Source organism: Streptococcus oralis (assembly GCF_004127215.1).
Taxonomy (GTDB): domain Bacteria; phylum Bacillota; class Bacilli; order Lactobacillales; family Streptococcaceae; genus Streptococcus; species Streptococcus oralis_BD.
This window is the reverse complement of the sequence record NZ_QEWJ01000008.1, coordinates 34,962-59,294: the sequence shown is the minus strand read 5'-3', so window position 1 is coordinate 59,294 and position 24,333 is coordinate 34,962. Positions and strand designations below refer to the sequence as shown.

The following is a 24,333-nucleotide window of genomic DNA, read 5'->3' as shown; positions in this document are numbered from 1 at the left end:
ACAAAGCTATTCTTTCGTCTTCTCCCATCCAGACTATACTGTCGGTTGTGGAATCTCACCACATCAGCTTGCGCTCGCGGACTTATTTGGCTAAGATATTTTAGATTTATCTAGGCGTCGCAGTCGAAGATAATACTTAAAGTATATCGAGACAAGACAACGACGAGAAAGCTAAAATAGCTAGTCAAATTTACCGCCGGTCGGGAATTACACCCTGCCCTGAAGACCCTCTAATCATAACAAAAAACGCTTGCAAGTGCAAGCATTTTGTTTATTTCAATTTGTCCACTTCATAAGTGTGAACAAGCTCCAAACCGGCAAAATCTTGCTGACGAAGAGCCTCATAGACAATCATGCAGACCGTATTGGAAACATTGAGACTGCGAACGTGTTCATCGTTCATAGGAATACGGAGAGCTTTCTCTGGATGTTCACGCATAAAGTCCTCTGGCAACCCCTTGTCTTCACGCCCGAAGAGAAAATAATGGTCTTCGTCAGTCGATAAATCTGCCTCAGAATACACTTTCTCAGCAAACTTCGAAATCAGATAGAGTTTTCCCTTCATCTGAGACATGAAATCTTTCAAATTCTCGTAAAAATAAATCTCTAACTTATCCCAATAATCCAAACCAGCCCGCTTCATCTTGCGATCATCAATGGGAAAGCCCATTGGTTTGATGATGTGGAGGGTAGAATTGGTCGCAGCGCAAGTACGCGCAATGTTCCCAGTATTTTGTGGAATCTGAGGCTCAAATAATACAATGTGATTTGTCATGACGGGCTTCCTTTTATCATTGCAAAAAAATAGCCACACTGCCCGGAGTCAAGCTCAGCAAACAGCGTGGTTAAGGCGTCGTTAACTTACCTCACAACAGGTTTGAAGTAAATCAGCGAAACTGCTTCCTTAGTATAACACTTTCAGAATCAATGTCAATAGAAACGACTTGATTTTTTTACTTTTTTTAATGATATTTTCATGTTTGGTCATTCCATTTCTGAAAAGGGATAGTAAAAGAGTAAAATCACTTCAAATCAGAGACCTTGTTATAGAAGTTAAGCATATTTATCTTCAAAAACTTGAAAAAGCCCTTTCTCCCCCTAAAAATCGGCTTGACAAGTGCATTTTTTACTAAAAAAGGGTATGATAGTTACATCATGAAAAAGTAGGTTTTTTATATGAAAATTGTCCTTGTTGGTGGAGGGAAAGTCGGTTTTGCCCTCTGTCGTTCACTAGTTGCAGAAAAACATGACGTTGTCCTCATCGAGCAAAATGAAGCTGTACTGAACCATATTGTCAGTCGCTTTGATATCATGGGCCTCCTTGGAAATGGTGCCGACTTTGCCATCTTGGAGCAAGCCGGTGTTCAAGAGTGTGATATCTTTATCGCTCTAACTGAATACGATGAAGTGAATATGATTTCAGCGGTACTAGCTAAAAAAATGGGCGCTAAAGAAACCATCGTCCGAGTGCGAAATCCTGAATACTCTAATGCTTATTTTAAAGAGAAAAATATTCTTGGATTTTCACTTATCGTTAATCCAGAACTCTTAGCAGCCCGTGCCATCTCAAATATCATCGATTTCCCTAATGCCCTCTCAGTGGAGCGTTTTGCTGGAGGTCGTGTCAGCCTGATGGAGTTTGTTATCAAAGATTCTAGCGGCCTCTGTCAAATGCCAATCTCAGATTTCCGTAAAAAATTTGGCAACATCATTGTCTGTGCTATGGAAAGAGACCATCAACTCATGATTCCAAGTGGTGATGTCACTATCCAGGACAAGGATAGGATTTTTGTTACGGGAAATCGTGTGGATATGATGCTTTTCCACAACTATTTCAAATCGCGTGCAGTGAAAAGCTTACTTATCGTCGGGGCTGGAAAAATCGCTTATTATCTACTTGGCATTTTGAAAGACAGCCGTATCGATACCAAGGTCATCGAGATTAACCCTGAAAGAGCCCGTTTCTTTAGTGAAAAATTCCCAAATCTCTATATCGTTCAGGGAGATGGGACTGCCAAAGATATCTTACTAGAAGAAAGTGCTCCTCACTACGACGCAGTCGCAACCTTGACTGGAGTTGATGAGGAAAATATCATCACCTCTATGTTCCTTGACCGTGTTGGCGTCCATAAGAATATCACCAAGGTCAACCGAACTAGCCTCCTAGAAATCATCCATGCGCCTGATTTTTCAAGTATCATTACACCAAAAAGCATCGCGGTAGATGCCATTATGCACTTTATCCGTGGTCGAGTAAACGCCCAATACTCAGATCTTCAAGCCATGCACCATCTAGCAAACGGACAAATTGAAACTCTCCAATTCCAAATCAAGGAAGCTAATAAAATGACTGCCAAACCTCTTTCACAGTTAAAATTGAAAAAAGGGGTTCTCATCGCAGCTATTATCCGAAAAGGAAAAACAATCTTCCCTACTGGAGAGGATACACTGGAGGTCGGAGACCAGTTACTGGTAACTACCCTGCTACCAAACATCACCAAAATTTATGATTTGATTGAGAGGTAAAAAATGAATAAAAGTATGATTCGTTACCTCCTCTCAAAACTTCTCTTGATTGAGGCTATTCTACTCCTAGTGCCTGTGAGTGTAGCGACCTATTATCAAGAATCCAGCCAAGTGTTTACAGCTCTTTTTACTACGATTGGAATTTTAGTCCTTCTCGGTGGTCTAGGCGTTTTACGAAAACCGAAAAATCAGCGGATTTATGCCAAGGAGGGTGTCTTAATCGTTGCCCTCTGTTGGATTCTCTGGTCTTTCTTTGGAGCGCTTCCCTTTGTCTTTTCAGGACAAATCCCAAGTGTCATTGATGCCTTCTTTGAAATTAGTTCTGGTTTTACAACTACAGGAGCGACCATTCTAACAGATGTCTCGGTTCTCAGTCGTTCTCTCCTCTTCTGGCGAAGTTTCACCCACTTGATTGGAGGGATGGGGGTGCTTGTCTTTGCGCTTGCCATTATGGACAATGCTAAGAATAGTCACTTAGAGGTGATGAAGGCAGAGGTCCCTGGTCCTGTCTTTGGTAAGGTTGTATCCAAACTGAAAAACACTGCCCAGATCCTCTATCTCCTTTACCTCGGGCTCTTCTCCCTCTTTGTCGTCATCTACTATTTAGCAGGTATGCCCTTGTTTGATAGCTTTGTCATCGCTATGGGAACAGCGGGAACCGGGGGATTCACCGTCTACAACGATGGAATTGCCCATTACGGCAGTTCCCTGATTACCTATCTTGTCAGTTTTGGCGTTCTGGTTTTCGGTGTCAATTTTAACCTGTATTACTTCCTCATGCTCCGTCGGGTCAAGGCCTTCTTTGGAGATGAAGAACTACGAGCATATGTAATCATTGTCCTAGTTTCTACCGGCTTGATTACTCTTAATACGCTCCACCTCTACCAAGGTGTCTCTAAAAGTGTTGAAATGGCCTTCTTTCAGGTTTCCAACATCATCACGACAACAGGTTTTGGTTACGGAGATATCACCAACTGGCCTCTCTTCTCCCAGTTTATCCTCCTCTTCCTCATGGCAATCGGTGGTTCAGCTGGCTCAACTGCAGGTGGTCTTAAGGTGATCAGAGGACTCATCCTCTCTAAAATCGCAAAAAATCAGATTCTGTCCATCTTATCTCCTCACCGTGTCTTGACTCTCCATGTTAATAAAACTGTAATTGATAAGGATACCCAACACAAGATTCTCAAGTATTTTGCCATCTATATGATGATTATTCTCTCTCTCATCTTTATAGTCAGTCTTGATAGCAATGATTTTCTAGTCGTGACCAGTGCGGTCTTCAGCTGTTTTAACAATATCGGACCGATTCTAGGTACAACCTCTAGTTTTGCCATCTTTAGTCCCATCTCTAAAATCCTCCTCTCATTTGCAATGATTGCAGGCCGCTTAGAGATTTACCCAATTTTGCTACTCTTTATGAAACGTACCTGGTCTAAACGTTAATTACAATACAATCCCCCTTTTACAAGCTAGTAAAAGGGGATTTTTTCTATTAAAAATGAGAAGACCTTTCGGTCCTCTCCTAATCTGTTTATTTTTTAAGAGCTTCCTTGTAACGAGAAAGTTCTGCTTGATTGGCCCAAACATAGTGACCTGGACGAATCTCCACCATAGACGGCTTGTCTGTCTCATAATCATGTTGATCAGGATCGTAAACTTTCAAGACCTTCTTGCGTTCCAAGATTGGATCTGGAATCGGCACAGCAGATAGAAGCGCTTGAGTATAAGGGTGGACAGGATTGTTAAACAACTCCTCTGTCTCCGCCACTTCGACGATAACTCCCTTATAGATAACCGCGATACGGTCTGAGATAAAGCGAACAACTGACAAGTCATGCGCGATAAAGAGATAGGTCAAGCCCAACTCTTTTTGGAATTTTTTGAGCAAGTTTAAGACCTGTGCACGAACAGATACGTCCAAGGCAGAGATTGGCTCATCCGCAATAACGAAATCAGGCTCCATCACAAGGGCACGGGCAATCCCGATACGCTGACGTTGACCACCAGAAAACTCGTGTGGGTAACGGGTCAAGTGTTCTTTCAAAAGCCCAACTTCATGAATCATCTTTTGAACTTTTTCTTTTCGATCTTCTTCGTCTTTGAACAAGTGATAGTTGTAAAGACCTTCAGAGATGATATAGTCAACTGTCGCACGCTCATTCAAGCTAGCTGCAGGGTCCTGGAAAATCATCTGGATACGACGAATCAAGTCTGATGATTCCTTGTGAGATTTTTTCCCATTAATTTTCTGCCCGTCAAAGATAATCTCACCTTTACTGGTATTATTTAAACCAATGATGGCACGACCAATCGTTGTTTTCCCACTACCAGACTCTCCTACAAGAGAGAAAGTTTCTCCCTTGTTGATAAAGAAGTTGGCGTTTTTAACCGCAACAAACTTCTTGCTTCCTTCACCGAAGGAAATTTCTAAATCTTTAATTTCTACTAATTTTTCAGACATTTCCTTCCTCCTAGTCTTCTAGATGAGCAAAGCCCATTTTATCACGAATCTTGCCATGCAAATCTGCAATGACCTGAGGTTTTTCAACTTTAGGAGCATTCTCATGAAGCAACCAAGTCTTAGCCCAGTGGGTATCAGTGACTGAAAACTTAGGTGCCTTCTCTTCAAAATCAATTTGCATAGCATAATCTGAACGAAGGGCAAAGGCATCACCTTTCAACTCAGTATAAAGAGACGGTGGTGTTCCTGGGATAGAGTACAATTCCCCTTTATCATCAGCAAGCTGAGGCAAACTAGACAAGAGACTCCAAGTATATGGATGACGTGGGTCGTAGAATACTTCCTCAACGGTTCCGTATTCTACAATTTCCCCAGCATACATAACCGCTACTTTATCCGCAATACTTGCTACCACACCAAGGTCATGGGTGATAAAGATAATGGTAAAGTGGTACTCATTTTGCAAAGTTTTAAGCAAATCAATGATTTGCGCTTGAATAGTTACGTCAAGGGCCGTTGTCGGCTCGTCACAGATCAAGATATCTGGACGGCATGCAAGGGCAATCGCGATAACGATACGTTGACGCATTCCACCAGAATATTGGAAAGGATACTCATCAAAACGTTTTTCAGCGTCTGGAATTCCGACCTTGTTCATATAGTCGATTGCCATCTCTTTGGCTTCCTTGGCTGTTTTTCCTTGGTGTTTAACGATAACTTCAGTAATTTGGCTACCGATTGTATTGATTGGGTCCAAACTTGTCATAGGGTCTTGGAAGATGGTCGCAATTTTAGCACCACGAATCTTCTCCCATTCCTTGTTAGAAGTCAAGGCTGTCAAGTCTTGTCCACGATAGTCGATACTTCCTTGGGCAATACGGCCATTATCTTCTAACATCCCTGTAAAGGTTTTTGTTAAAACAGATTTACCAGAACCTGACTCACCTACCAAGGCAAGAACTTCCCCTTCAATCAGGTCCAGAGAAACTCCTCGGATAGCCGTCAGAACTTTGTCACGAACGTCAAATTCCACGACAATATCACGAGCAGTCAAAATTACATTATTTTCTTTTGTCATGTCTACTCCTATCTATGTGTACGTGGATCACTAGCATCCGCTAGGTTTTGACCAACAACGAAGAGAGAAAGAGAGACCAAGATCAAGGTTGTCAATGGAATCCAGAACAAATAGGCGTTGGTCGTAACGTTTTGTGAGTAATCTGAAATCAAACGTCCCAAACTTGGTACTGTAATAGGCAAGCCAAGTCCAAAGAAGGAAAGGAAGGCCTCATAAGAGATGAAGCTTGGCAACATCAAGGTCATTGTAGAAACAATAACGGATACCAATTGTGGCATGATATTTTTAACGATGATTTTAAAGGTTGGTGTCCCAAGTGTTTGAGAAGCAAGGTTGTATTCCAAGTCACGGTAACGCATGATTTGGATACGAATCATATAAGCAATCCCAATCCAAGTTGTCACACTCATGGCAAAAATCAGATTCCAGAAACCAGCACCAATTGAGTAAGTCAATACGATGACAATCAAGAGAGATGGAATGTTTGAAATAATGTTATAAACTTCCATCATGACACGGTCAACAGATTTTGAAATTCCCCAAATTCCACCAACAATAACCCCAATTACAAGGTTGATAAAAGTGGCAATTACAGAGATGAGGATAGAGTTACGCGCACCAAACCAAACCCCATCAAACAAGGATTTACCATTACTATCTGTACCAAACCAATGTTCGGCATTGGGCTTGATAAAACGAGCGCTAAAGTCATTCACCTTACTTACATCGTTGAAGTCAAAATCTGAGAACATTGGATAAATAAAGCTCATCAAGATAATGGCTACCAAAATCCCCAACATAAGGACTGTTGATTTTTTCTTTAGAAATTGTCTAAATACAGACCCCCAGTATGAATAGGCAGGGGCATCAATTGTTTCAGAGGCAAAATCGTCACGTTTTACGAACTGAAATTTTTCTTTATCAATTGTTGACATTATTTGCCTCCTTTCTCTGTCAATTTAATACGTGGGTCAAGCATGGTCATCCAGATATCTCCTACAAAGAGTGAGAAGATAGAGATACATGTAAAGATGAAGACGAGACCAACTACCATGGAGTTGTTTGATGCCTTAACAGAGTCGATCAACATTTTACCCATACCTGGGAAGGCGAAGACTGTTTCTGTCAATGTTGCACCACCAATAACTCCGATTACGGCACCAGGAATACCTGAAACCAAAGGAACCATGGCATTTTTAAAGATGTGTTTATTTGAAATTTCTTTCTCAGACAAACCTTTGGCACGAGCAAAACGTACAAAGTCCTGAGATTGCAAGTCGATCATGTAACGACGAATCCAGATAGCCGTACTTGGCGCTCCCAACAAACCTAGAATGACTGCCGGCAAGACATAGGAACGCCAATCCCCAGCTCCCAAGATAGGGAATGAGTCTGGAAGACCAATGGATGATCCAATCAAACGCACGATGTAAACCAAGGCAATTGTTGGAAGAGCAAGCAAGAAGGTCAGAGCACCTGTCGAGAAGCTGTCAATCCAAGTATTCTTGTGGCGAGCCATAGCAGATCCAAGTGGAATAGCGATAGCATACGAAATAATCAAACCAATCAAACCAGCAACAGCTGAACTTGCAATCATAGATGGATATTGGTAATTGCTTTCTGTAGCCGTGTATGGATCGTCCTTACCATAGTTTGCCACCTCACGTGCGTCTGCTTGACTTGGTGATTTGTAGGTACGAGAGTAGATATCTACAGATGAAGTCTTTTTACCCGTTGGGAATTGAACTTCTTCTGTCTTAGTTTGTCCCTGACCTTGTGTGATAACTTGAAGCACTGGCGTGTTCGCATAGGTTGGGTAAGAATCACCCAAGTTAATGTTCACAAAATTTTGGTGGACAAATGGGAATTGGTTATTGAAATACAAAAGGTATTTATGTTTTGTACCTGAACCAACTAATGACCAACCGATAGCAGGGTCATTTTCAAAACGAAGATAGCGTTGCAAGTTTGGATTTTCAGGGTCCTGAATCTTGTTTGGATGATCGACATCAATCAAGTTCGCATAGAATTTGAAAACACGTTCAAAAATCGGAATTTCACGCGTAGCGTAGAATTGACCACTTTCTGAGAATACACCTAGTGTCCAACCATTTCCTAGTTGGTTGATGTATTTTTCGTAGATTGCCTTATTAGTCTCATTGGCATCAACGGTTACAGATGAGTCCATTGTGCTAGCTCTTTCTTGCAACTCCTTGGTATCGTAGTACTCGATATAGCCCATCCGCTCATAAACGGTATTTTCATAATTGTCCCGTTTATCTGGCGTCGTTGCAATCTTGTTATAGTTGGTATCCTGCTTGAAAATCAAGTTCCGAGGAACCATCGTATAGATAATTGTGTAGGTCAAGGTTGTCACCAAGAAAATAGACAACAATGAACGCAATACACGCATAAAAATATATTTCTTCATATCGTTTCCTTTTAAAATCCCAAAAGAACCTTCTCCTCATGGAGAGAAAGTTCTCTTGAGAGTTATTTATTTAACGTGATTAGCCAATTCTTTTTGAACTTTTTCGTTTGATTCTTTTTTCTCTTTGAGCCATTTTTCACGAGCTTGTTCATAGTCAGCTTTAGTTACAACCTTGTCTTGTAACTGAATATACTTGAAGTATACATCTGAGCCTTTATCTCCAGATTGAGTGAATGAAGCTGAGAATGGTACAACACGAGAAATGATAGGTGCAGCACCACTTGATGCCATAGCTGGCAAGAAGAGTGAGCTGTCTGTCAACCAAGCTTGGGCAGCTGCATATTTTTCATAACGAACATTCAAGTCGCTAGTTTCTTTCCCTGCTTCATCAACTAATTTATCATATTCTTTCAAACCTACTTGGGCAGCTGCAGCATTATCTGCGCCTTCGTAACCCATGTATGTTTTTGTTTGTTTAGCATTAGTTGTTTTCAAGATACCAAGGTAAGTTGATGGATCCTCGTAGTCTGGGTTCCATCCAACTGCCCCTGAGAGATCCCAATCTTCTGCCGCAGCATTTGCAGCATAGTAAGAGATATTATTAAACTCATCTTTAGAAACTTGTTGGATATCGATGACTACATTGTCTTCACCAAGTACTGTTTCAACTGATTGTTTGAAAGATTGGATACGTGCAATGTAGTTCTTAGCTGTTTGATCTACTGGAATATCCAAGTGGATAGGGAATTTCACACCTTCTGCTTCTAAAGCAGTTTTAGCTTTGGCAAATTCAGCTTTGGCTTTATCGGCATTGAAGAGACCATCTTGACCATCAGCAAAGTTTACGTTCTTCCATTCATCACCATAAGCAGCCATCTTTTCAGTTACCAAGTCACCGAAAGTTTTTTCACCTGCAGAGACAAACCCTGGTTTCACAAAGAGGTTACGAACAGCAAGGGGAGCTCCTTCTTTACCATTTATTTGTGCTGAATAAGAAGTACGGTCAAAGGCAAAGTTCAAGGCTTGACGGAAGTCCTTGTTAAGAAGAGCTTTCTTGGTAGAAGTCTTCTCTTCATCAGTTGTCTTCGAAGTGTATTTGTAGCCTTGACGGTCAATATTCACACCCAAACCACCAATACCAGGGCCAGCTGGTGTGTAGTAGATATTGTCCTTGTATGTTTCTTCTACTTTAGAGTAGTTTGAACTTGTTGGGTAAAGACGAGCATAGCTATAAGCTCCACTTGTAAAGTTACGTTCTATTGATTCTTGATCTGACCCATCATAGAAAGCAAGGGTTACTTTATCAATATGAACATTGTCTTTATCCCAATATTGTTCATTCTTAGCAAACTCGATAGAAGACTTAGCAGTCAACCCTTTCAGCAAGAATGGTCCATTGTAAAGCAATGATGTAGGGTCAGTTGCTTTAGCAAAGTCAGATCCTTTTGATTTTTCAAATTCTTCGTTCAATGGCCAGAAGATTGAATAAGCCATCTTAGAGTTCCAGTATGGCTCTGGTTGATTCAAGGTATACTCAAGAGTATAATCATCAACTGCTTTCACACCTACTGAAGAAAAGTCTTTTGTATTACCTGCCAAATAATCAGACAAACCTTTAACAGAATTTTCTGCTAGGTAAAGCGCTTCTGACTTGTTATCAGCTGCGTGTTTCAAACCATTTACAAAGTCTTTCGCTTTTACTTCAGCATACTCTTCGCCATCTGATGTAAACCATTTGACACCTTTACGAATTTTGTAGGTATAAGTCAAACCGTCTTTTGAAACTGACCAGTCTTCTGCAACTGCAGGAGTCAAATTCCCATATTTATCATTTGTAAAAAGACCATCAATACCATTTGAAGTGGCAACTTTAGTACTTTGTTTTCCTGAAATCAAGTAATCCAATGTTTCTGGGTCAGCTGAATAAACATAACCATAATTTTTTGGCGCTGTTGAATCAGATGATTTTGAAGAACCGCAAGCAGCTAAAACGCCAGTTGCCAATAGGGCAATTCCTGCTGCAACAAATACTCTACTTTTTTTCATATTGTTAACTCCTCTTAAAAAAATTTAGGTTTGTCATCAATTATATCATATATTATCTAAAAAGTAAACGAATTTTCAGAATATTTAGGCGTATACTCTCAAAAAACTTTCATCTGTCAAATTTCTACACTCTTTGTTTGCTATCTGGGTGATTAGAATGGCAAATTTACGGCCCGTAAAGACTGATTTTCAGACTTTCTCTCTCGGTTTTAAAGTCTGTCATAAAAAGGGAAAGTTTCCTAAATTGGATTTTCGTTTAAGAAACTATTGACGTAGAATCATTTTCAAGGTATAATAATAAACGTTGAGGCGGTATAGCCAAGTGGTAAGGCACGGCTCTGCAAAAGCTTGATCGTCGGTTCAAATCCGTCTACCGCCTTATAGTAAACCAAAAGACTCCCCGTGAGTCTTTTTTTTATAAATGGGAGCTTGGGCACCTGATGGTGTCTTAAGCTCCTTTATTCTGTTTCTTCTTCATTTTCTATTTCAGTGATTTGAACTTTTACCTTAGTAACACGCCCATTTTTCACCTTATCATTGGTCAGGACAATCTGCTTGTTTTGGCTAACCAGTTGGTAACTGATTTTCTCAGTTGTTGGAATCGTTCCAACACCCGTCAAATAATAACCGGCGATGGTATCCACATCATCGCTTTCTAGTTCGACACCAAAGTAGTTATTGAAGTCGTTAAGATTCATGGTTCCCTGCGCAATATAGGTATCCTCACCGATTTGATGGACTTCGATTTCTGCTCGGTCTGTCTCGTCGTCAATTTCTCCGACAATCTCCTCCAGCAGGTCTTCCAGTGTGACCAGACCAGCCATACCACCATATTCATCGAGCAAAATGGCCATTTGTCTTTGGGTATTTCGAAGCTCTTTAAGGAGGTCATCCACAAAAATGGTTTCAGGGACAAAGAGTGGATCTTGTAAGATTCTCTTCCAGGCAATATTATCAAAACCGTCCACAAAGGCTGCCTTAAGAAGACTCTTGGTGTGAATAATCCCAATCACATTGTCCTTATCCCCATCATAAACTGGGATACGGGAAAAATTTTGTTTTAAAATACTTTGGATAATGGTTTGACTATCATCCTGAATATCCACCATAAAGGCATCTGTCCGAGGAACCATGACTTCTCTCGCCATCAGTTCATCTAGAGAGAAAATCCCTTGTAACATCTCGATTTCATCTGCATCCAAGGTCTCCTCACTCTTGGTCAACATATACTCAATTTCATCTCGAGTCATTTTTTCATCCGCATCATCAAAGGTCATTGGTGTTAAACGACTCAACAAATTGGTTGAAGCAGATAACAACCAGACAAAGGGACTGACAATCTTCCCAAGACCAATAATAATCGGAACAGAGCGAATAGCTAAGGCATCTTTTAGATTGAGGGCAATCCGTTTAGGATAGAGCTCACCAAAAACAATAGAGATGTAGGTCAAGAATGCCAAAGAGAGGAAACTTGCAATGGCATAAGCTGTTTCTCCGTTCCCCATCCAAGAGGCAATTACTTGTCCAAGTGTATCTGCCAGTTTTGCCCCTGACAAGATGGTAATTAACGTGATACCGACTTGAATGGTTGATAAAAAGTGGTTAGGATTTTCAAGTACTTTTAACAAACGGACGTAACGTTTGTCTCCCTCTTCTGCCTTTTGCTCTACTCGGGAACGGTTTAATGACACCATAGCCATTTCTGTAGCTGAGAAAAAGGCATTTAAAAAGGTCAATACAACTAAAAGTACAAATTGCAGTAACAAATCCTGACTGCTCGGGTCTTCCATGGTCTTTCTCCTAAAATAGTATCTTGTGTTCCATTATATCATAAATCGGCCTAGGAATCACATTATTTTCTAATTTATACAATCGCTCCCTTATCACTAACGGACAAGGGAGCAATTTTTATTCCTTTAAATAGATTGGTTCTAGTTTGTCACCGTGACCTGACCTGTTCGATAATCAAGCTGGATGCCCTTTTGAACATTTGGAATCAGGACGTTGAACTCCAATTCGCCATCCGAAGACTTGGCTTCAATTTGTGAAGCAGATGGAACCAAATCCTCATTTGTAGCATAGTGGAGAGTTACCCGATAACGGACTCTCTTATTCTGGTCTAAGGCTTTCCTAACCAAACTCTCATAGTAGTTCTGCCCTGTCGAATCTTCAGCCTGAGCTTGATTAGCCCAAGCCGTCTGAACTGCAATGTTCTTGGGATTGCTAGTAGAAGCATCAAAGCCATCTAATCCACCTATCAAGGCATAACCCAACAAGTGCCCCCTATCTACTGCGTGCGTATAGGTTCCCTTTAGATTTTTAACCTGATGCCATCCCGGCGGAGTCCAAGAGGTTGAGCCATTGCCTGTTTCTTCACGATTTTTGTACTGACGAGTCGCTTTGGATAAGAGAGCATTGGCAACCGTTGGGACGGTCTCTTTCCCGACTGGTTTTGTTTTATTATCCGCGTAAGGTTTGCTAGAAACTTTGGCATCTAGATTGGTTTTATTGCCGTTGACGACAAAGGCACCTGCCCCATTCCACTCAAGACCACCCTTAATTTGGTTTTTGATTGACTCAGTTAAGACACTTTCAGCCAACTCCTGACTAGGAGCCTCTGAAGCTTGTTTTTTCTGACTAACTTTGGTTTTGGGGGTATTTGGTGCCAGCTGCATCTGCTTGATATAGTAGCTTCCAGCAGCCAAGAGTAAGAATATAAGTAATCCTATTAGAGCCTGTCTTGTTTTTTTGTTCATATCTCTCCTTATATCTCTAGAAAAAGACTGGTCTCCCAGTCTAATTTCCTGTAAATTTGCTAATCAATTCCTGCCACTTTGCTGGAGACAAGATAGCCCATGGATCCTGTCCCTTTCCAAGGATGCCATAGCCAACCATCAAGCCGATTCCTAAAGCAAGAAAGCCTAGCAATAGTACGATAAAAATCAACAGTAAGCGACGGAGTACATAGCGTAAGTTTTTATTCTTCATCATTTACCTCGATTCGCTGAATCTTCGCTCCTAGCTGAGCTAACTTTTCATGGAAACGGTAGTAACCTCTGTCAAGGTGGACTAATTTACCAACAACTGTCTCACCTTGCGCTACCAAACCTGTCAGAATTAAGGCCGCACTGGCACGAAGGTCCGTTGAGAGAACTTCTGCCCCCTGTAAAGCCTGTCCCCCAACAATACGAGCTGTGTCACGGATAATCTCTGAGTGCAAGCCCATACGGCGCATTTCCTCCAAGTGTTGGAAGCGATTCTCAAACACAGTTTCCACCATGGTGGATTCCCCTTTTGCGACTGTCATCAGAGCTGTAAATTGAGCCTGCATATCTGTCGGGAATCCTGGGTGTGGTAAAGTTTTTACATGAACAGCCTTGAGAGTTTCAAGTTGAGAACGGACACGGATGCCTTCTGACTCCTCTGTCACTTCAACTCCCATTTCAAGGAGTTTAGCAATCAAGGGACGATTATGCTCCCAGACTGCATCTCGAATGAGGACATCTCCACCTGTCATAGCTGCAGCCACCATAAAGGTTCCAGCTTCGATACGGTCCTGTACGACACTGTGAGTCGTACCATGGAGTTCCTCGACACCAGTTACTGTGATTGTTTCAGTACCAGCTCCCTTGACCTTGGCTCCCATTTCATTGAGGAGAATAGCTAAGTCAACGATTTCTGGCTCACGCGCAGCATTTTCAATGACAGTCATACCGTCAGCTAGAGTTGCTGCCATCATAAGGTTTTGTGTTGCACCGACACTAGGGAAGTCCATGTAGATATGAGCGCCATGCAAGCGTTCTGCCTTGGCTTCGATGTAACCAGCTGTCTGGCTAATCTTAGCTCCCATAGCTTCCAAGCCCTTGAGGTGGAGATCGATTGGACGACTCCCAATGGTGCAACCACCTGGCATGGATACCTTAGCATGACCTACACGAGCAAGGATTGGTCCCAAAACAACGATTGATGCCCGCATCTTGCTGACATATTTGTAAGGAGCCTCCTCCGTGATGTCACCAGTCGCATCGACCTCGATGATATGGGCTTCCTCATCAAAATCAACCTTGGCATTCAGACCACGAACCACTTGATTCATGGTGAAAACATCTGACAAGATCGGGACATTCTGCAAGACTGTCTTACCCTTGCTTGCTAGAATAGTCGCTGCCAACAAGGGCAAGACTGCATTCTTTGCTCCCTCGATCGTCACACTCCCGACCAGACGATTATCCCCGCCTTGAACCACAATTTTTTCCATAGTTGTTTCCTTTACTTTTGATTTTATAATAGTCCTCTAAGCGCTTCTTGCCACAGTTGGTACAAACTGATAAAGAATGAACTTAAGATGTAGCCCATTACAATACTAAAGAAACCTACCAACAAACGAACTTTTTTTGCGTTAGCAGCAGTTACTTTTAACACCTTTTCCCATCTCACAAGATCCTTCAAAAGGTAAAAACTCAAATAAATAAAGAGTATATGACTACTTAGGGTGAATAATAATTGAACCATTTGACTATTATACCATCTTATCCGCTTGCGCGCTAGTTTTCGATTTTTCTACGGATTAGGGATTGTTTTTAAGGTAATCAATCGCATCCTGCAAGGTTTTAACAGGAACGATTTTCATCTCTGTCTTGATTGTTTTAGCAGCTTCTAGGGCTGTTTCATAGTTGCTTTTCGCATTGGGATCTGCTTTTTTCGCTTCCTCGGTGACTGGATTGTCAGGAGCAAAAAAGACGTTCGCTTCCTGACGAGAGGCTGCAACTACTTTTTTGTCAATTCCACCAATGTCGCCAACATTTCCGTCCCGATCAATAGTTCCCGTTCCCGCAACGATACGACCATTACGAAGGCCTGGATCTGCTATCTGGGTGTAGATAGCTAGACTAAACATGAGACCTGCACTCGGCCCGCCAATACCAGCTGTGGAGAAACGAATTGGAACATCACTTGTCACTTCCGTACGGTCAATCAAGCCAATCCCAATCCCGTTTTTCCCGTTTTCGAGAGTGATAATTTTACCTTCAGCAGTCTTAACTTTTCCGTCTTCTTCGTAGGTTACCTTGACTGGATCTCCTAATTTTTGAGAGTTGACATAATCAACTAAGTCTTTGGAACTATCAAAGGTCTTATCATTAACAGCCGTCACGGTATCCGCAATGTTCAGAATACCCTTAAAAGTTGAATTGTCCGTCACGGTTAAGACATAAACTCCCAGGTACTTGAGTTCGATATCCTTACCAGCCGTCTTCAAACCTTGATACTTAGCCATGTTTTGGGATGTTTGCATATAGAACTGATTGATCCGCATAAACTCTGCATCCGTAGAACCACCCGTTGTCTCCTTGGCACTTCTAATATCCGTAAATGGTGTTAACCAAGCATAGACAAGATGCGACAGGGTCGCATGTCGAATACCGACTGTTACAAACTGGTAAGCTCCTGCTTCTGTATCTTCTGTTTCATTGACTTTTAAAACTTGGCGAATATCTTCCGCTCCACCTGGAACTTCTATGTAGTAAGGTAAAGGTACTACAAAGGCTAAAAAAGTCAATACTAGTGCTAGGATGACATATAAGGGCCATCTAGTTTTTTTCTTCATGTTCTAATTCCTCCACAACACTGTTTGGGACATATTGCTGAATCTCCTGACCAAACTTCAGAAGTTCTCTCATAGCTGAAGAGCTAATATAAAGATGCTCTGGGCGACTATATAGGTAAATGGTTTCGATTTCTGGAGCCAGTTGATGATTGTAGTAATCAAAACTAGACTCGTATTGTAAGTCGGTTGCATTCCGCAAGCCACGGACAAGAGTTTTAGCTCCCAGTTTTCTTGCAACATCAACAACTAATTGGTCGTGAGAAGCTAGGACCTCTACATTTTCTAAATGCGCTACGGCTTTTTCAACTGCTCGTTTGCGATTTTCAACAGGGAGAAAACCTTGTTTGTGGGGATTGTAGAAAACCCCAACATAGAGCTTATCAAAGAGTTTACTGGCACGTTCAATGATATCCAGATGTCCATTTGTCATCGGATCAAATGAACCTGTAAATAATCCAATTTTATCTGACATAGACTGTCACCTTACTAATCCCATATATTTTTTCCTTCCAGATGCCTAAGCAGGCAATTTCTTCTGGAAGTTCTACAGACTTATCGGTTTCGCAGACAACCATGATCTCTTGGGAGAAGAGATTTCTTTCTGCCATTTTTTCGATATCTGCAACGATTTGTTCTTTTGCATAGGGAGGGTCTAAAAAGACCAGATCAAATGTCCCTCCGACTTGTTCTAGAGCACGGTCAGCTTCCATCTTTAAGAGCTGAAATTTGGAAATTTCCTTAGTCATATTGATATTTTCAGCGATAACTGCTTGGGCCTTTCGATCCCGTTCCACTAAGACAGCACTGGACATCCCTCTTGACACAGCTTCAATAGACAGACCGCCGCTGCCAGCATAGAGATCCAAGACACGACCACCCTCAAAATAAGGACCAATCATGTTAAAGACAGCTCCTCTCACCTTATCAGATGTCGGCCTCGTCGTCTTTCCTTCTAGCGTCTTGAGAGGACGCCCCCCATAGATTCCTGATACGATTTTCATATCGTTTATTATACCAAATTATAGACAAAAAGAGAAAGAAAACCGAACCTTACGGTTCGATTCTCTACAAAATATTTTCGTACGTATCGCGAACTTCTTGAGGCCAGACACTGGTCTGAACCTCTCCGATGTGTTTCTTACGAAGAAGGAACATGGCCATACGAGACTGTCCGATACCCCCACCGATTGTCAGTGGGAAAAGGCCGTTAAGCAGAGCTTTATGCCATTCCAACTCCAGACGATCTTCGTCTCCTGTAAGAGCCACTTGGCGACGGAGGGTATCCTCATCTACCCGAATCCCCATTGATGAAAGTTCAAAAGCACACCCAAGAGATTCGTTCCAAACGAGAATATCGCCATTCAACCCCTTGTAACCATTTTCAGACTCTGTTGTCCAGTCATCGTAGTCAGGCGCACGGCCATCATGAGGTTTGCCATCAGGCAACTCGCCACCGATACCAATCAAGAAGACTGCACCAAACTCTTTACAGATTTCATTTTCACGCTCTTTTGGTGTCAAGTCTGGGTAACGTTCTACCAACTCTTCTGTATGGATAAAGGTGATTTGTTTTGGCAAGATCGATTCGATATCATAGCGAGCTTCTACTGCTAGCTCTGTCAGACGAATAGCCTTGTAAATCTTTTCAACCGTTTCTTTAAGATAAGCGATATTGCGTTGTCCGTTTGGAATCACTTTTTCCCAGTCCCACTGGTCTACATAAACAGAGTGGGTCGCATCAAGTGAATCTTCGTCTGGACGAAGGGCCTTCATGTGAACAAATAGACCCTCACCCTCACCGAAACTAAAACGAGCCAAGGTATGGCGTTTCCATTTAGCAAGTGAATGAACGACCTCGTAGGTTTCATCTGGAATTTGCAAGACCTTCACAGTTACTGCATTTTCAACACCTGAAAGGTTATCCTGCATCCCATCGCCGACCCTACTCAAGATAGGACCTTGAACTTCGACAACTTCTAACTTATCTTTCAAATACTGGGTAAAAGTGTTTTTGACAAAGGAAATTTCTTCTTGTTGCTGGATAAAACTTTTCTTCATAAGCTACTCCTCAAAAAATTAATTAAAAGCATTATACACCTATTTCCAAGAAAAGAAAAGAATAAATAAGAAAAAGTCAGTGCTCTTTCGAACACTGACTCTATAGATTTTTAATCGTTCCGACCAAAGATTCGTAAAATGCTAAGGAAGAGGTTGATAAAGTCTAGGTAAATGCTGAGTGCCATTGAGATGATCCAACCTGTCGCTACTTGTCCTCGTGACTGCTCATAAACATAGCGAATCTTTTGATTATCCCAAGCAATCAAACCAGAGAAAACCAAGACCATGGCAATACTAATCATGTAGTCAAAGAAGCTATTGGCTAAAAATAGATTCACAACCATGGCAATGATGAGACCAACAAGCGCCGCCATCAAAGCTCGTCCCATTCCACTCAAATCCTTCTTGGTGAAAATCCCGATTGCCGCCATGACAAAGAAGAGAAGAGCGCTGGATACAAAGGCTGACAAAACTGTTCCCGGTGTATAGAAGGCTACGACAAAGCTAAGGGTGAAGCCATTCAGTAGGGAGTATACTAGAAATACTGGCAGAGCTGCTGGGCTATTTTTTGCAGCCATGCTACTTGCAACAAATACCAGAGCAAGTTCTGCAAAAGTTGCAATCATCAACCAGAGACGGCCATGCATTAAAAAGTAAGTCAATTGAGTCTGAAAGACTGTCAACATCAAAGCTGACACCAGAGCTGATAGTCCAATTCCAATCCCTACAAAGGCATAAACCTTAGCGTAAAATTGATTGAGACCTGAACGTTCTTGAATAATTGTTTGATTCATTCTGATTCTCCTTTTTCTATAACTATATCTTGATTATAACAAAGTTTTTTTAAATTAGCTGAAATAAAACATCAAAATGCCTGCGGCAACTGCCACATTGAGACTCTCTGCTCGACCTTTCATACCAATATGGACCAGCTGATTGGCACTTTCAGCCATGATAGGACTAATCCCCTGTCCTTCATTCCCCATGACTAAAGCAAAGTCTTCTAGGGGAGAAAGCTCACGATAATCCTTGGAATCTCTCGATAAGGTCGTTGCCAGAATGGGCATAGCAGTCTTCTTAGTCTCTTCTATAAAGGAAGCAAGAGACATACGATAGATGGGCAAGTGAAAATGACTTCCTTGCATGGAACGCAGGGTCTTAAGACTGTAGATATCTGCTGACTTGTCTGAAACAATGACCCCTGTAAAACCTGCAGCATCCGCAGTCCGAATCATGGTACCCACATTACCAGGATCTTGGACATCTTCTAAAAATAGAAACTTACCCTGACTAAAATCAGGCAGCCCCACTTCTTCTTTTTGAATAACTGCGACAATGCCTTGAGGGGTTTGCGTATCTGCTAAATCCAGCAAAATCTCCTCTGAAACCCAGATAGTTTGAGGAAAGGCAGCTAGCTGATCTCGGTAACTTTCTAGGGCAAAGATCTTTTCAATCGTCACTCCAGCTTGAACAGCTTCTTCGAATAAGTGCCAACCTTCAATCAAATAGGCAGACTTTCGATATTTTTTTTGATGCAATTTCTTGGCATTTTTTACCACTGAATTGGCTTTTGAGGTTATAATAGTCATAGAAACATTATAACACAATCAAAGGGGTTTAGTATGCAAAAGGTTCGAATGATTGCCCAAGGCAGGGTGCAGGGTGTTGGTTTCCGTTGGGGTGTTGTTACTCTAGCGCTTGAAATCGGTGGCATCACTGGTCGTGTCTGGAATAACGACGATGGTACAGTAGAAATTCTCGCTCAGGCAGAGTCCTCCGCCACTATGGCAAAATTTATCCAAGAAATCCGTAAAGGACCAACGCCTTTTTCAAAAGTTACCTATCTAGATGTGCAAATGAGCAACTTTTCATCCTATTCAGACTTCAAAGTCGCAAATTAGGTCTCCAGAACTATTGTATATTTTACAAAAAAACAGTAGAATAGAAAGGTATAATTTTTAAAGAAGGAATGAAAACATTGAAATCTATTAAACGTTTTGCCCTCTCTGCTATGGGAGTGGCTATGCTACTCGTCTTGACAGGCTGTGTCCAAGTAGACAAAGCAACAGGACAACCCACAGGATTGATTTGGAATACCATCGGAGCACCTATGGCTGAGGCTATCAAGTACTTTGCCAACGACCAGGGTCTTGGTTTTGGTGTCGCTATTATCATCGTAACCATTATTGTGCGTTTGATTATCTTGCCACTTGGTATCTACCAATCATGGAAGGCAACGCTTCACTCTGAAAAGATGAATGCTCTCAAACATGTGCTCGAACCACATCAAACACGCCTTAAAGAGGCAACAACTCAGGAAGAAAAACTAGAAGCACAACAGGCTCTCTTTGCTGCTCAGAAAGAACACGGCATCAGCATGTTCGGTGGTGTAGGTTGTTTCCCTATCCTCATTCAAATGCCTTTCTTCTCTGCTATCTACTTTGCAGCCCAGTATACTGATGGGGTAGCTAGTTCTACCTTCTTGGGTATCAATCTTGGTTCACCAAGTCTGCTCCTTGTCGCCTTCGCTGGTATCCTCTACTATCTCCAATCACTCCTTTCACTTCACGGAGTAGAAGACGAGATGCAAAGAGATCAACTCAAGAAAATGATTTACATGAGCCCACTCATGATTGTCGTCTTCTCCCTCTTCGCACCAGCCAGTGTGACACTTTACTGGGTTGTCGGTGGTTTCATGATGATTCTTCAACAGTTTATCGTCAACTATGTCGTTCGCCCAAAACTTCGTCAAAAAGTACGTGAAGAATACGAAAAGAACCCTCCGAAAGTCAGCCCTTCTGCAGGTACAAGAAAAGATGTAACTCCTAAGCAGCCTCAGGCTATCACAACCAATAAGAAGCATAAAAAACGCAATGCTGGAAAACAACATTCTAGAAAATAAGAAAAAGGCTTAGCTGAAAGGCTAAGTCCTTTTGCATCACAAAAGCCCGATGTTCCCATCAGGCTTCTTTTTTATCCATGAACACGTTTCATGTAGTCTTGGTAACTTTCTGTATCCATCAATTCCTTGGCATTCTTGACACGGTCTGCTGTTGGAGGTTTGACCCCTTCGAGCGAATAAGGAATACCAAGTTCACGCCACTTGAATTCTCCCATAGTGTGATAAGGTAGGATTTCAAACTTGTCAACATTTTTGAGGGTCTTGACAAACTTACCGAGTTCGATCAAGTCCTCATCTCTGTCTGTCAAACCTGGAACCAGCACGTGGCGAATCCAAACAGGCTTCCCAATATCTGATAGGTACTGGGCACAGGCCAAAATGTTCTTATTGGTTTGGCTGGTTACAATCTTGTGCTGTTCTTCGTTGATTTCCTTGATATCTAAGAGAACCAAGTCTGTCACAGCCATGAGTTTATTAAACTTTTCGAGATAACGTGGCTTGTTACGGAATGGAAGGGCACAGGTGTCCAAGGTACAGTGGATTCCTTTTTCCTTGGCCTTGGTAAAGAGGGCAATCAAGAAATCAATCTGCAAGAGGGCCTCTCCACCACTGACAGTGATTCCTCCCTTGTCTCCCCAGAATCCACGGTAGCGAAGAGCTTCTGTCAAGACATCATCTACTGTCCGTTCGCGTGATTTATTGGTCTCCATAGCCCATGTGTCTGGGTTATGGCAGTACTGGCAACGCATGTGACAACCCTGCAAAAAGACAATAAAACGAATCCCAGGGCCATCTACCGCCCCAAAACTCTCTGTCGAATGCACCATTCCTGTCACTTGTCCATAGTCAATTGTTTCTTCAGACATACCGTCACCTTCCTTGAAACCGTTTTATAGTTTTATTATATCACGAGTAAGGTGAAAAACAAGGTTTTTTTGTCTATTTTTTAGAAAGTAATCTGTTTTTCACTTTCATTTTCAATTTCTTTTAATGATCCGATTCAAAATCAAAACCATACAAGGTTGCAAAATAGTCCTCAGGGCGCTCTGCACGGCGGATTTGGCGGGCTTTTCCTTCTTCGGTATAGAGGATTTCTGCCGAGCGTAGTTTGGCATTATACTGATAACCCATAGAGAATCCATGTGCACCTGTATCATGAATCACCAGCAAATCACCGATTTCTGTATGAGGTAGTTTGCGGTTAACAGCAAATTTATCATTGTTTTCACAGAGCGACCCGACCACATCTACAACCTCGACGGGACCGTCTGGATGGGTGAGATTGGTAATATGGTGGTAGGCACCGTACATGGCTGGGCGCATGAGATTGACTGCTGAGGCATCCACACCCAGATAGGTACGGTAAGTTTTTTTCTTATGAGTGACTCTTGTGACCAGAACTCCGTGAGGTGCCAACATAAAGCGCCCCAATTCCGTGAAAATCTTGACCTGACCAAGACCTGCTGGCGTAAGGACTTCTTCATAAACCTTACGCACACCCTCACCAATCATCGCAATATCATTTGGCTCCTGTTCTGGGCGATAGTTGACACCGATTCCGCCAGAAAGGTTAATAAAGTCCAGTGAAATCCCCAATTTTTCTTTGATTTCCACAGCTAATTCAAAGAGCTGGCGGGCTAACTCTGGGTAGTAGAGATGGGTCACGGTATTGGATGCTAGGAAAGAGTGAATCCCAAAAGTCTTGGCTCCTTTTTCCTTCAAAACAGCAAAGGCTTCAAAGAGTTGTTCCTTGGTCATACCAAACTTGGCTTCTCCAGGATTGTCCATGATATCTGTTCCTAACTCAAAGACTCCGCCTGGATTGTAACGACAGGAAATGGTTTCTGGGATACCTGCAGCCCGCTCCAGATGTTCAATGTCTTCAAAGGCATCCAAGTTTATGGTCGCACCTAATTCATGGGCATAAGTGTACTCTTGGTCTGGCGTGTTGTTTGATGAGAACATGATCTCAGGACCTGCAAATCCAAGTTTATGGCTCATCAGGAGCTCCACATAACTGGAGCAGTCCACACCACAACTTTCCTCTTTGAGGATTTTCAAGATGGCTGGGGTTGGAGTAGCCTTGACTGCAAAATATTCCTTAAAGCCCTTGTTCCAAGAAAAGGCCTTGTTGACTGCTCGCGCTTTTTCGCGAATTCCCTTCTCATCATATAAGTGAAAGGGAGTTGGGAACTCTGCAACAATCGTTTCCAAATCTTCACGGTTGATAAATGGTGTTTTCATAGGCATCCTTCTATTCTGTCTGCAAAGAAAGGCTGGGACAATCGTTCCAACCTTTAGTTCTATCTCTTATTTGTCTTCGTCAAAGATATTTCCAATCTCGACATCGATGGATTGGTTCTTGACATCAATATTGGTTACTTTCAAGAGTGACTTGTAATCGAACTGCTTTTCACGTTCTTCTTGAGCATTATCCGCAAAGACTGCAACACCAGCCAACTCTGAATCAAACTCACGCAAGAGACTAATCATCCCGTTGACAGTTCCTCCACCTTTCAAGAAGTCATCCACAATCAAGACACGACTGCCTGCCTTGAGGCTGCGTTTTGAAAGGAACATTTTCTCAATGCGATCACCACTGGAACCTGATACATAGTTGACGCTGACAGTTGATCCTTCAGTAATTTTCAAATCACGACGCACGATAACAAAAGGAACGTTGAGGACATTGGCAACTGCATTTGCAAGCGGAACACCCTTTGTTGCTACTGTCATAACGGCATCGATTTTTTGGTCCATAAAGCTCTTGGCAATGATGCGCCCAATATTTTTCAAAATGGCGGGTGTACTGAGCAAATCAGACAGGTAGATGTAGCCACCCGGCAAGATACGATCACTTTCTGAAAGCTTATCACGCAAGTCTGCGATCATTTCTTTAGCTTCATGGCTAGAGATGGATGGTGTAAAGATAACGCCACCACCTGCTCCAGTCACTGTCTGGATATGACCGATTTCAATTTCCTCAAAGGCACGCTTGATAATCACGATGTCTTCTGAGATGGATGATTTAGCAGATTCGTACTTTTCCGCAAAGGTATTGAGACTGGTTAGTTTGTATGGATTATTAATCAAATAGTTGGAAATGACAACCATCCGATCACTTCTTCTTAATTTCATTTCTATTTACCATTCCATTTAATTTTGATATTTTATCCATTATACCACATTCACATAAAAAAACGAACATTATTACGTAAAAAATGCT

24 protein-coding genes, 1 tRNA gene and 1 riboswitch are annotated in these 24,333 nt (G+C 41.9%); of the genes, 5 read left to right on the top strand and 20 right to left on the bottom strand.

Going from position 1 to position 24,333, the window contains the following annotated elements:
- Positions 1-12: 12 nt before the first annotated feature.
- Positions 13-231: riboswitch (FMN riboswitch) on the bottom strand.
- 40 nt (positions 232-271) lie between these two features.
- Entirely contained in the window at positions 272-775 is a 504-nt protein-coding gene (locus DF216_RS07150) for a tRNA (cytidine(34)-2'-O)-methyltransferase (protein WP_129326399.1), read from the bottom strand.
- Positions 776-1,176: 401 nt separating this feature from the next.
- On the opposite strand from DF216_RS07150, the gene trkA reads away from it, so the two are divergent.
- Both trkA and DF216_RS07135 read left to right on the top strand, forming a co-directional pair.
- Positions 1,177-2,526 (top strand): Trk system potassium transporter TrkA, encoded by a 1,350-nt coding sequence (gene trkA / locus DF216_RS07140; protein WP_129326398.1) that lies wholly within the window; start codon positions 1,177-1,179, stop codon positions 2,524-2,526.
- Between the two features lie 3 nt (positions 2,527-2,529).
- Entirely contained in the window at positions 2,530-3,969 is a 1,440-nt protein-coding gene (locus DF216_RS07135) for a TrkH family potassium uptake protein (protein ID WP_084971097.1), read from the top strand.
- An 88-nt stretch (positions 3,970-4,057) separates the two neighbouring features.
- Here DF216_RS07135 and DF216_RS07130 read toward each other — a convergent pair whose 3' ends face one another.
- The 5 genes from DF216_RS07130 to DF216_RS07110 form a co-directional block, all read right to left on the bottom strand.
- On the bottom strand, positions 4,058-4,987 hold the full coding sequence (locus DF216_RS07130; protein ID WP_084971095.1) for an ATP-binding cassette domain-containing protein: 930 nt from the start codon (positions 4,985-4,987) through the stop codon (positions 4,058-4,060).
- Positions 4,988-4,997: 10 nt separating this feature from the next.
- The gene (locus tag DF216_RS07125) at positions 4,998-6,065 is read right to left on the bottom strand and encodes an ABC transporter ATP-binding protein (protein WP_129326397.1); all 1,068 of its coding nucleotides are present in this window, start codon (positions 6,063-6,065) and stop codon (positions 4,998-5,000) included.
- 8 nt (positions 6,066-6,073) lie between these two features.
- Positions 6,074-7,000, bottom strand: a complete 927-nt coding sequence (gene oppC / locus DF216_RS07120; RefSeq protein WP_129326396.1) for an oligopeptide ABC transporter permease OppC — start codon at positions 6,998-7,000, stop codon at positions 6,074-6,076.
- Positions 7,000-8,496, bottom strand: coding sequence for an ABC transporter permease (locus DF216_RS07115; protein WP_129326395.1), 1,497 nt, complete (start codon positions 8,494-8,496; stop codon positions 7,000-7,002). Before DF216_RS07115 ends, oppC begins: the two co-directional genes overlap by 1 nt.
- A 66-nt stretch (positions 8,497-8,562) precedes the next feature.
- Positions 8,563-10,542: a peptide ABC transporter substrate-binding protein gene (locus DF216_RS07110; protein ID WP_129326394.1), complete on the bottom strand. Its 1,980-nt coding sequence runs from the start codon at positions 10,540-10,542 to the stop codon at positions 8,563-8,565.
- A 308-nt stretch (positions 10,543-10,850) separates the two neighbouring features.
- Here DF216_RS07110 and DF216_RS07105 point away from each other — a divergent pair.
- Positions 10,851-10,921 (top strand) — tRNA-Cys (locus tag DF216_RS07105).
- A 79-nt stretch (positions 10,922-11,000) separates the two neighbouring features.
- Here the strand turns inward: DF216_RS07105 and DF216_RS07100 are convergent.
- The 11 genes from DF216_RS07100 to DF216_RS07050 all read right to left on the bottom strand — a co-directional run bounded on the left by DF216_RS07100 (position 11,001) and on the right by DF216_RS07050 (position 19,794).
- Positions 11,001-12,332: a hemolysin family protein gene (locus DF216_RS07100; RefSeq protein ID WP_129326393.1), complete on the bottom strand. Its 1,332-nt coding sequence runs from the start codon at positions 12,330-12,332 to the stop codon at positions 11,001-11,003.
- A 141-nt stretch (positions 12,333-12,473) separates the two neighbouring features.
- Positions 12,474-13,298 carry a DNA/RNA non-specific endonuclease gene (locus DF216_RS07095; protein ID WP_129326392.1) on the bottom strand — a complete coding sequence of 275 codons (825 nt, stop codon included), beginning with the start codon at positions 13,296-13,298 and terminating at the stop codon, positions 12,474-12,476.
- 40 nt (positions 13,299-13,338) lie between these two features.
- Positions 13,339-13,533 carry a DNA-directed RNA polymerase subunit beta gene (locus DF216_RS07090; protein WP_000977280.1) on the bottom strand — a complete coding sequence of 65 codons (195 nt, stop codon included), beginning with the start codon at positions 13,531-13,533 and terminating at the stop codon, positions 13,339-13,341.
- Positions 13,520-14,800, bottom strand: coding sequence for a UDP-N-acetylglucosamine 1-carboxyvinyltransferase (gene murA, locus DF216_RS07085; protein WP_125827895.1), 1,281 nt, complete (start codon positions 14,798-14,800; stop codon positions 13,520-13,522). Before murA ends, DF216_RS07090 begins: the two co-directional genes overlap by 14 nt.
- A gap of 23 nt (positions 14,801-14,823) precedes the next feature.
- Positions 14,824-15,054, bottom strand: a complete 231-nt coding sequence (locus DF216_RS07080; protein ID WP_125827896.1) for a DUF1146 family protein — start codon at positions 15,052-15,054, stop codon at positions 14,824-14,826.
- 55 nt (positions 15,055-15,109) lie between these two features.
- On the bottom strand, positions 15,110-16,147 hold the full coding sequence (locus DF216_RS07075; RefSeq protein ID WP_129326391.1) for a SepM family pheromone-processing serine protease: 1,038 nt from the start codon (positions 16,145-16,147) through the stop codon (positions 15,110-15,112).
- Entirely contained in the window at positions 16,131-16,619 is a 489-nt protein-coding gene (gene coaD / locus DF216_RS07070; RefSeq protein ID WP_129326390.1) for a pantetheine-phosphate adenylyltransferase, read from the bottom strand. The genes DF216_RS07075 and coaD overlap by 17 nt, the downstream gene beginning before the upstream one ends.
- On the bottom strand, positions 16,609-17,148 hold the full coding sequence (gene rsmD / locus DF216_RS07065; protein WP_125827898.1) for a 16S rRNA (guanine(966)-N(2))-methyltransferase RsmD: 540 nt from the start codon (positions 17,146-17,148) through the stop codon (positions 16,609-16,611). The genes coaD and rsmD overlap by 11 nt, the downstream gene beginning before the upstream one ends.
- A 64-nt stretch (positions 17,149-17,212) precedes the next feature.
- Positions 17,213-18,205 (bottom strand): aspartate--ammonia ligase, encoded by a 993-nt coding sequence (asnA, locus tag DF216_RS07060; protein WP_129326389.1) that lies wholly within the window; start codon positions 18,203-18,205, stop codon positions 17,213-17,215.
- Positions 18,206-18,315: 110 nt separating this feature from the next.
- A complete protein-coding gene (locus DF216_RS07055; RefSeq protein WP_129326388.1) occupies positions 18,316-18,999 on the bottom strand; it encodes a Bax inhibitor-1/YccA family protein in 684 nt (227 codons plus the stop codon).
- Positions 19,000-19,053: 54 nt separating this feature from the next.
- The gene (locus DF216_RS07050; RefSeq protein WP_129326387.1) at positions 19,054-19,794 is read right to left on the bottom strand and encodes a TrmH family RNA methyltransferase; all 741 of its coding nucleotides are present in this window, start codon (positions 19,792-19,794) and stop codon (positions 19,054-19,056) included.
- Between the two features lie 33 nt (positions 19,795-19,827).
- Between DF216_RS07050 and DF216_RS07045 the strand changes: the two genes are divergently transcribed.
- Both DF216_RS07045 and yidC read left to right on the top strand, forming a co-directional pair.
- Entirely contained in the window at positions 19,828-20,106 is a 279-nt protein-coding gene (locus DF216_RS07045) for an acylphosphatase (RefSeq protein ID WP_001174610.1), read from the top strand.
- Between the two features lie 77 nt (positions 20,107-20,183).
- Positions 20,184-21,107: a membrane protein insertase YidC gene (yidC, locus tag DF216_RS07040; protein ID WP_129326420.1), complete on the top strand. Its 924-nt coding sequence runs from the start codon at positions 20,184-20,186 to the stop codon at positions 21,105-21,107.
- Between the two features lie 71 nt (positions 21,108-21,178).
- Here yidC and pflA read toward each other — a convergent pair whose 3' ends face one another.
- The 3 genes from pflA to purR all read right to left on the bottom strand — a co-directional run bounded on the left by pflA (position 21,179) and on the right by purR (position 24,245).
- A complete protein-coding gene (gene pflA / locus DF216_RS07035; RefSeq protein WP_001288281.1) occupies positions 21,179-21,973 on the bottom strand; it encodes a pyruvate formate-lyase-activating protein in 795 nt (264 codons plus the stop codon).
- A gap of 121 nt (positions 21,974-22,094) precedes the next feature.
- On the bottom strand, positions 22,095-23,351 hold the full coding sequence (locus tag DF216_RS07030) for a diaminopimelate decarboxylase (RefSeq protein ID WP_129326386.1): 1,257 nt from the start codon (positions 23,349-23,351) through the stop codon (positions 22,095-22,097).
- Positions 23,352-23,417: 66 nt separating this feature from the next.
- Positions 23,418-24,245, bottom strand: coding sequence for a pur operon repressor (gene purR / locus DF216_RS07025; RefSeq protein WP_002874197.1), 828 nt, complete (start codon positions 24,243-24,245; stop codon positions 23,418-23,420).
- Positions 24,246-24,333 lie beyond the last annotated feature (88 nt).

Coding starts and splice junctions, on each gene's coding strand:
- DF216_RS07050 (WP_129326387.1), bottom strand. CDS start 19,794: ATGACTATTATAACCTCAAAAGCCAATTCAGTGGTAAAAAATGCCAAG.
- rsmD (WP_125827898.1), bottom strand. CDS start 17,148: ATGAAAATCGTATCAGGAATCTATGGGGGGCGTCCTCTCAAGACGCTA.
- DF216_RS07110 (WP_129326394.1), bottom strand. CDS start 10,542: ATGAAAAAAAGTAGAGTATTTGTTGCAGCAGGAATTGCCCTATTGGCA.
- purR (WP_002874197.1), bottom strand. CDS start 24,245: ATGAAATTAAGAAGAAGTGATCGGATGGTTGTCATTTCCAACTATTTG.
- pflA (WP_001288281.1), bottom strand. CDS start 21,973: ATGTCTGAAGAAACAATTGACTATGGACAAGTGACAGGAATGGTGCAT.
- oppC (WP_129326396.1), bottom strand. CDS start 7,000: ATGTCAACAATTGATAAAGAAAAATTTCAGTTCGTAAAACGTGACGAT.
- DF216_RS07055 (WP_129326388.1), bottom strand. CDS start 18,999: ATGAATCAAACAATTATTCAAGAACGTTCAGGTCTCAATCAATTTTAC.
- DF216_RS07045 (WP_001174610.1), top strand. CDS start 19,828: ATGCAAAAGGTTCGAATGATTGCCCAAGGCAGGGTGCAGGGTGTTGGT.
- DF216_RS07125 (WP_129326397.1), bottom strand. CDS start 6,065: ATGACAAAAGAAAATAATGTAATTTTGACTGCTCGTGATATTGTCGTG.
- asnA (WP_129326389.1), bottom strand. CDS start 18,205: ATGAAGAAAAGTTTTATCCAGCAACAAGAAGAAATTTCCTTTGTCAAA.
- DF216_RS07030 (WP_129326386.1), bottom strand. CDS start 23,351: ATGAAAACACCATTTATCAACCGTGAAGATTTGGAAACGATTGTTGCA.
- DF216_RS07130 (WP_084971095.1), bottom strand. CDS start 4,987: ATGTCTGAAAAATTAGTAGAAATTAAAGATTTAGAAATTTCCTTCGGT.
- coaD (WP_129326390.1), bottom strand. CDS start 16,619: ATGTCAGATAAAATTGGATTATTTACAGGTTCATTTGATCCGATGACA.
- DF216_RS07115 (WP_129326395.1), bottom strand. CDS start 8,496: ATGAAGAAATATATTTTTATGCGTGTATTGCGTTCATTGTTGTCTATT.
- DF216_RS07095 (WP_129326392.1), bottom strand. CDS start 13,298: ATGAACAAAAAAACAAGACAGGCTCTAATAGGATTACTTATATTCTTA.
- DF216_RS07075 (WP_129326391.1), bottom strand. CDS start 16,147: ATGAAGAAAAAAACTAGATGGCCCTTATATGTCATCCTAGCACTAGTA.
- DF216_RS07090 (WP_000977280.1), bottom strand. CDS start 13,533: ATGATGAAGAATAAAAACTTACGCTATGTACTCCGTCGCTTACTGTTG.
- trkA (WP_129326398.1), top strand. CDS start 1,177: ATGAAAATTGTCCTTGTTGGTGGAGGGAAAGTCGGTTTTGCCCTCTGT.
- murA (WP_125827895.1), bottom strand. CDS start 14,800: ATGGAAAAAATTGTGGTTCAAGGCGGGGATAATCGTCTGGTCGGGAGT.
- DF216_RS07150 (WP_129326399.1), bottom strand. CDS start 775: ATGACAAATCACATTGTATTATTTGAGCCTCAGATTCCACAAAATACT.
- DF216_RS07080 (WP_125827896.1), bottom strand. CDS start 15,054: ATGGTTCAATTATTATTCACCCTAAGTAGTCATATACTCTTTATTTAT.
- DF216_RS07100 (WP_129326393.1), bottom strand. CDS start 12,332: ATGGAAGACCCGAGCAGTCAGGATTTGTTACTGCAATTTGTACTTTTA.
- DF216_RS07135 (WP_084971097.1), top strand. CDS start 2,530: ATGAATAAAAGTATGATTCGTTACCTCCTCTCAAAACTTCTCTTGATT.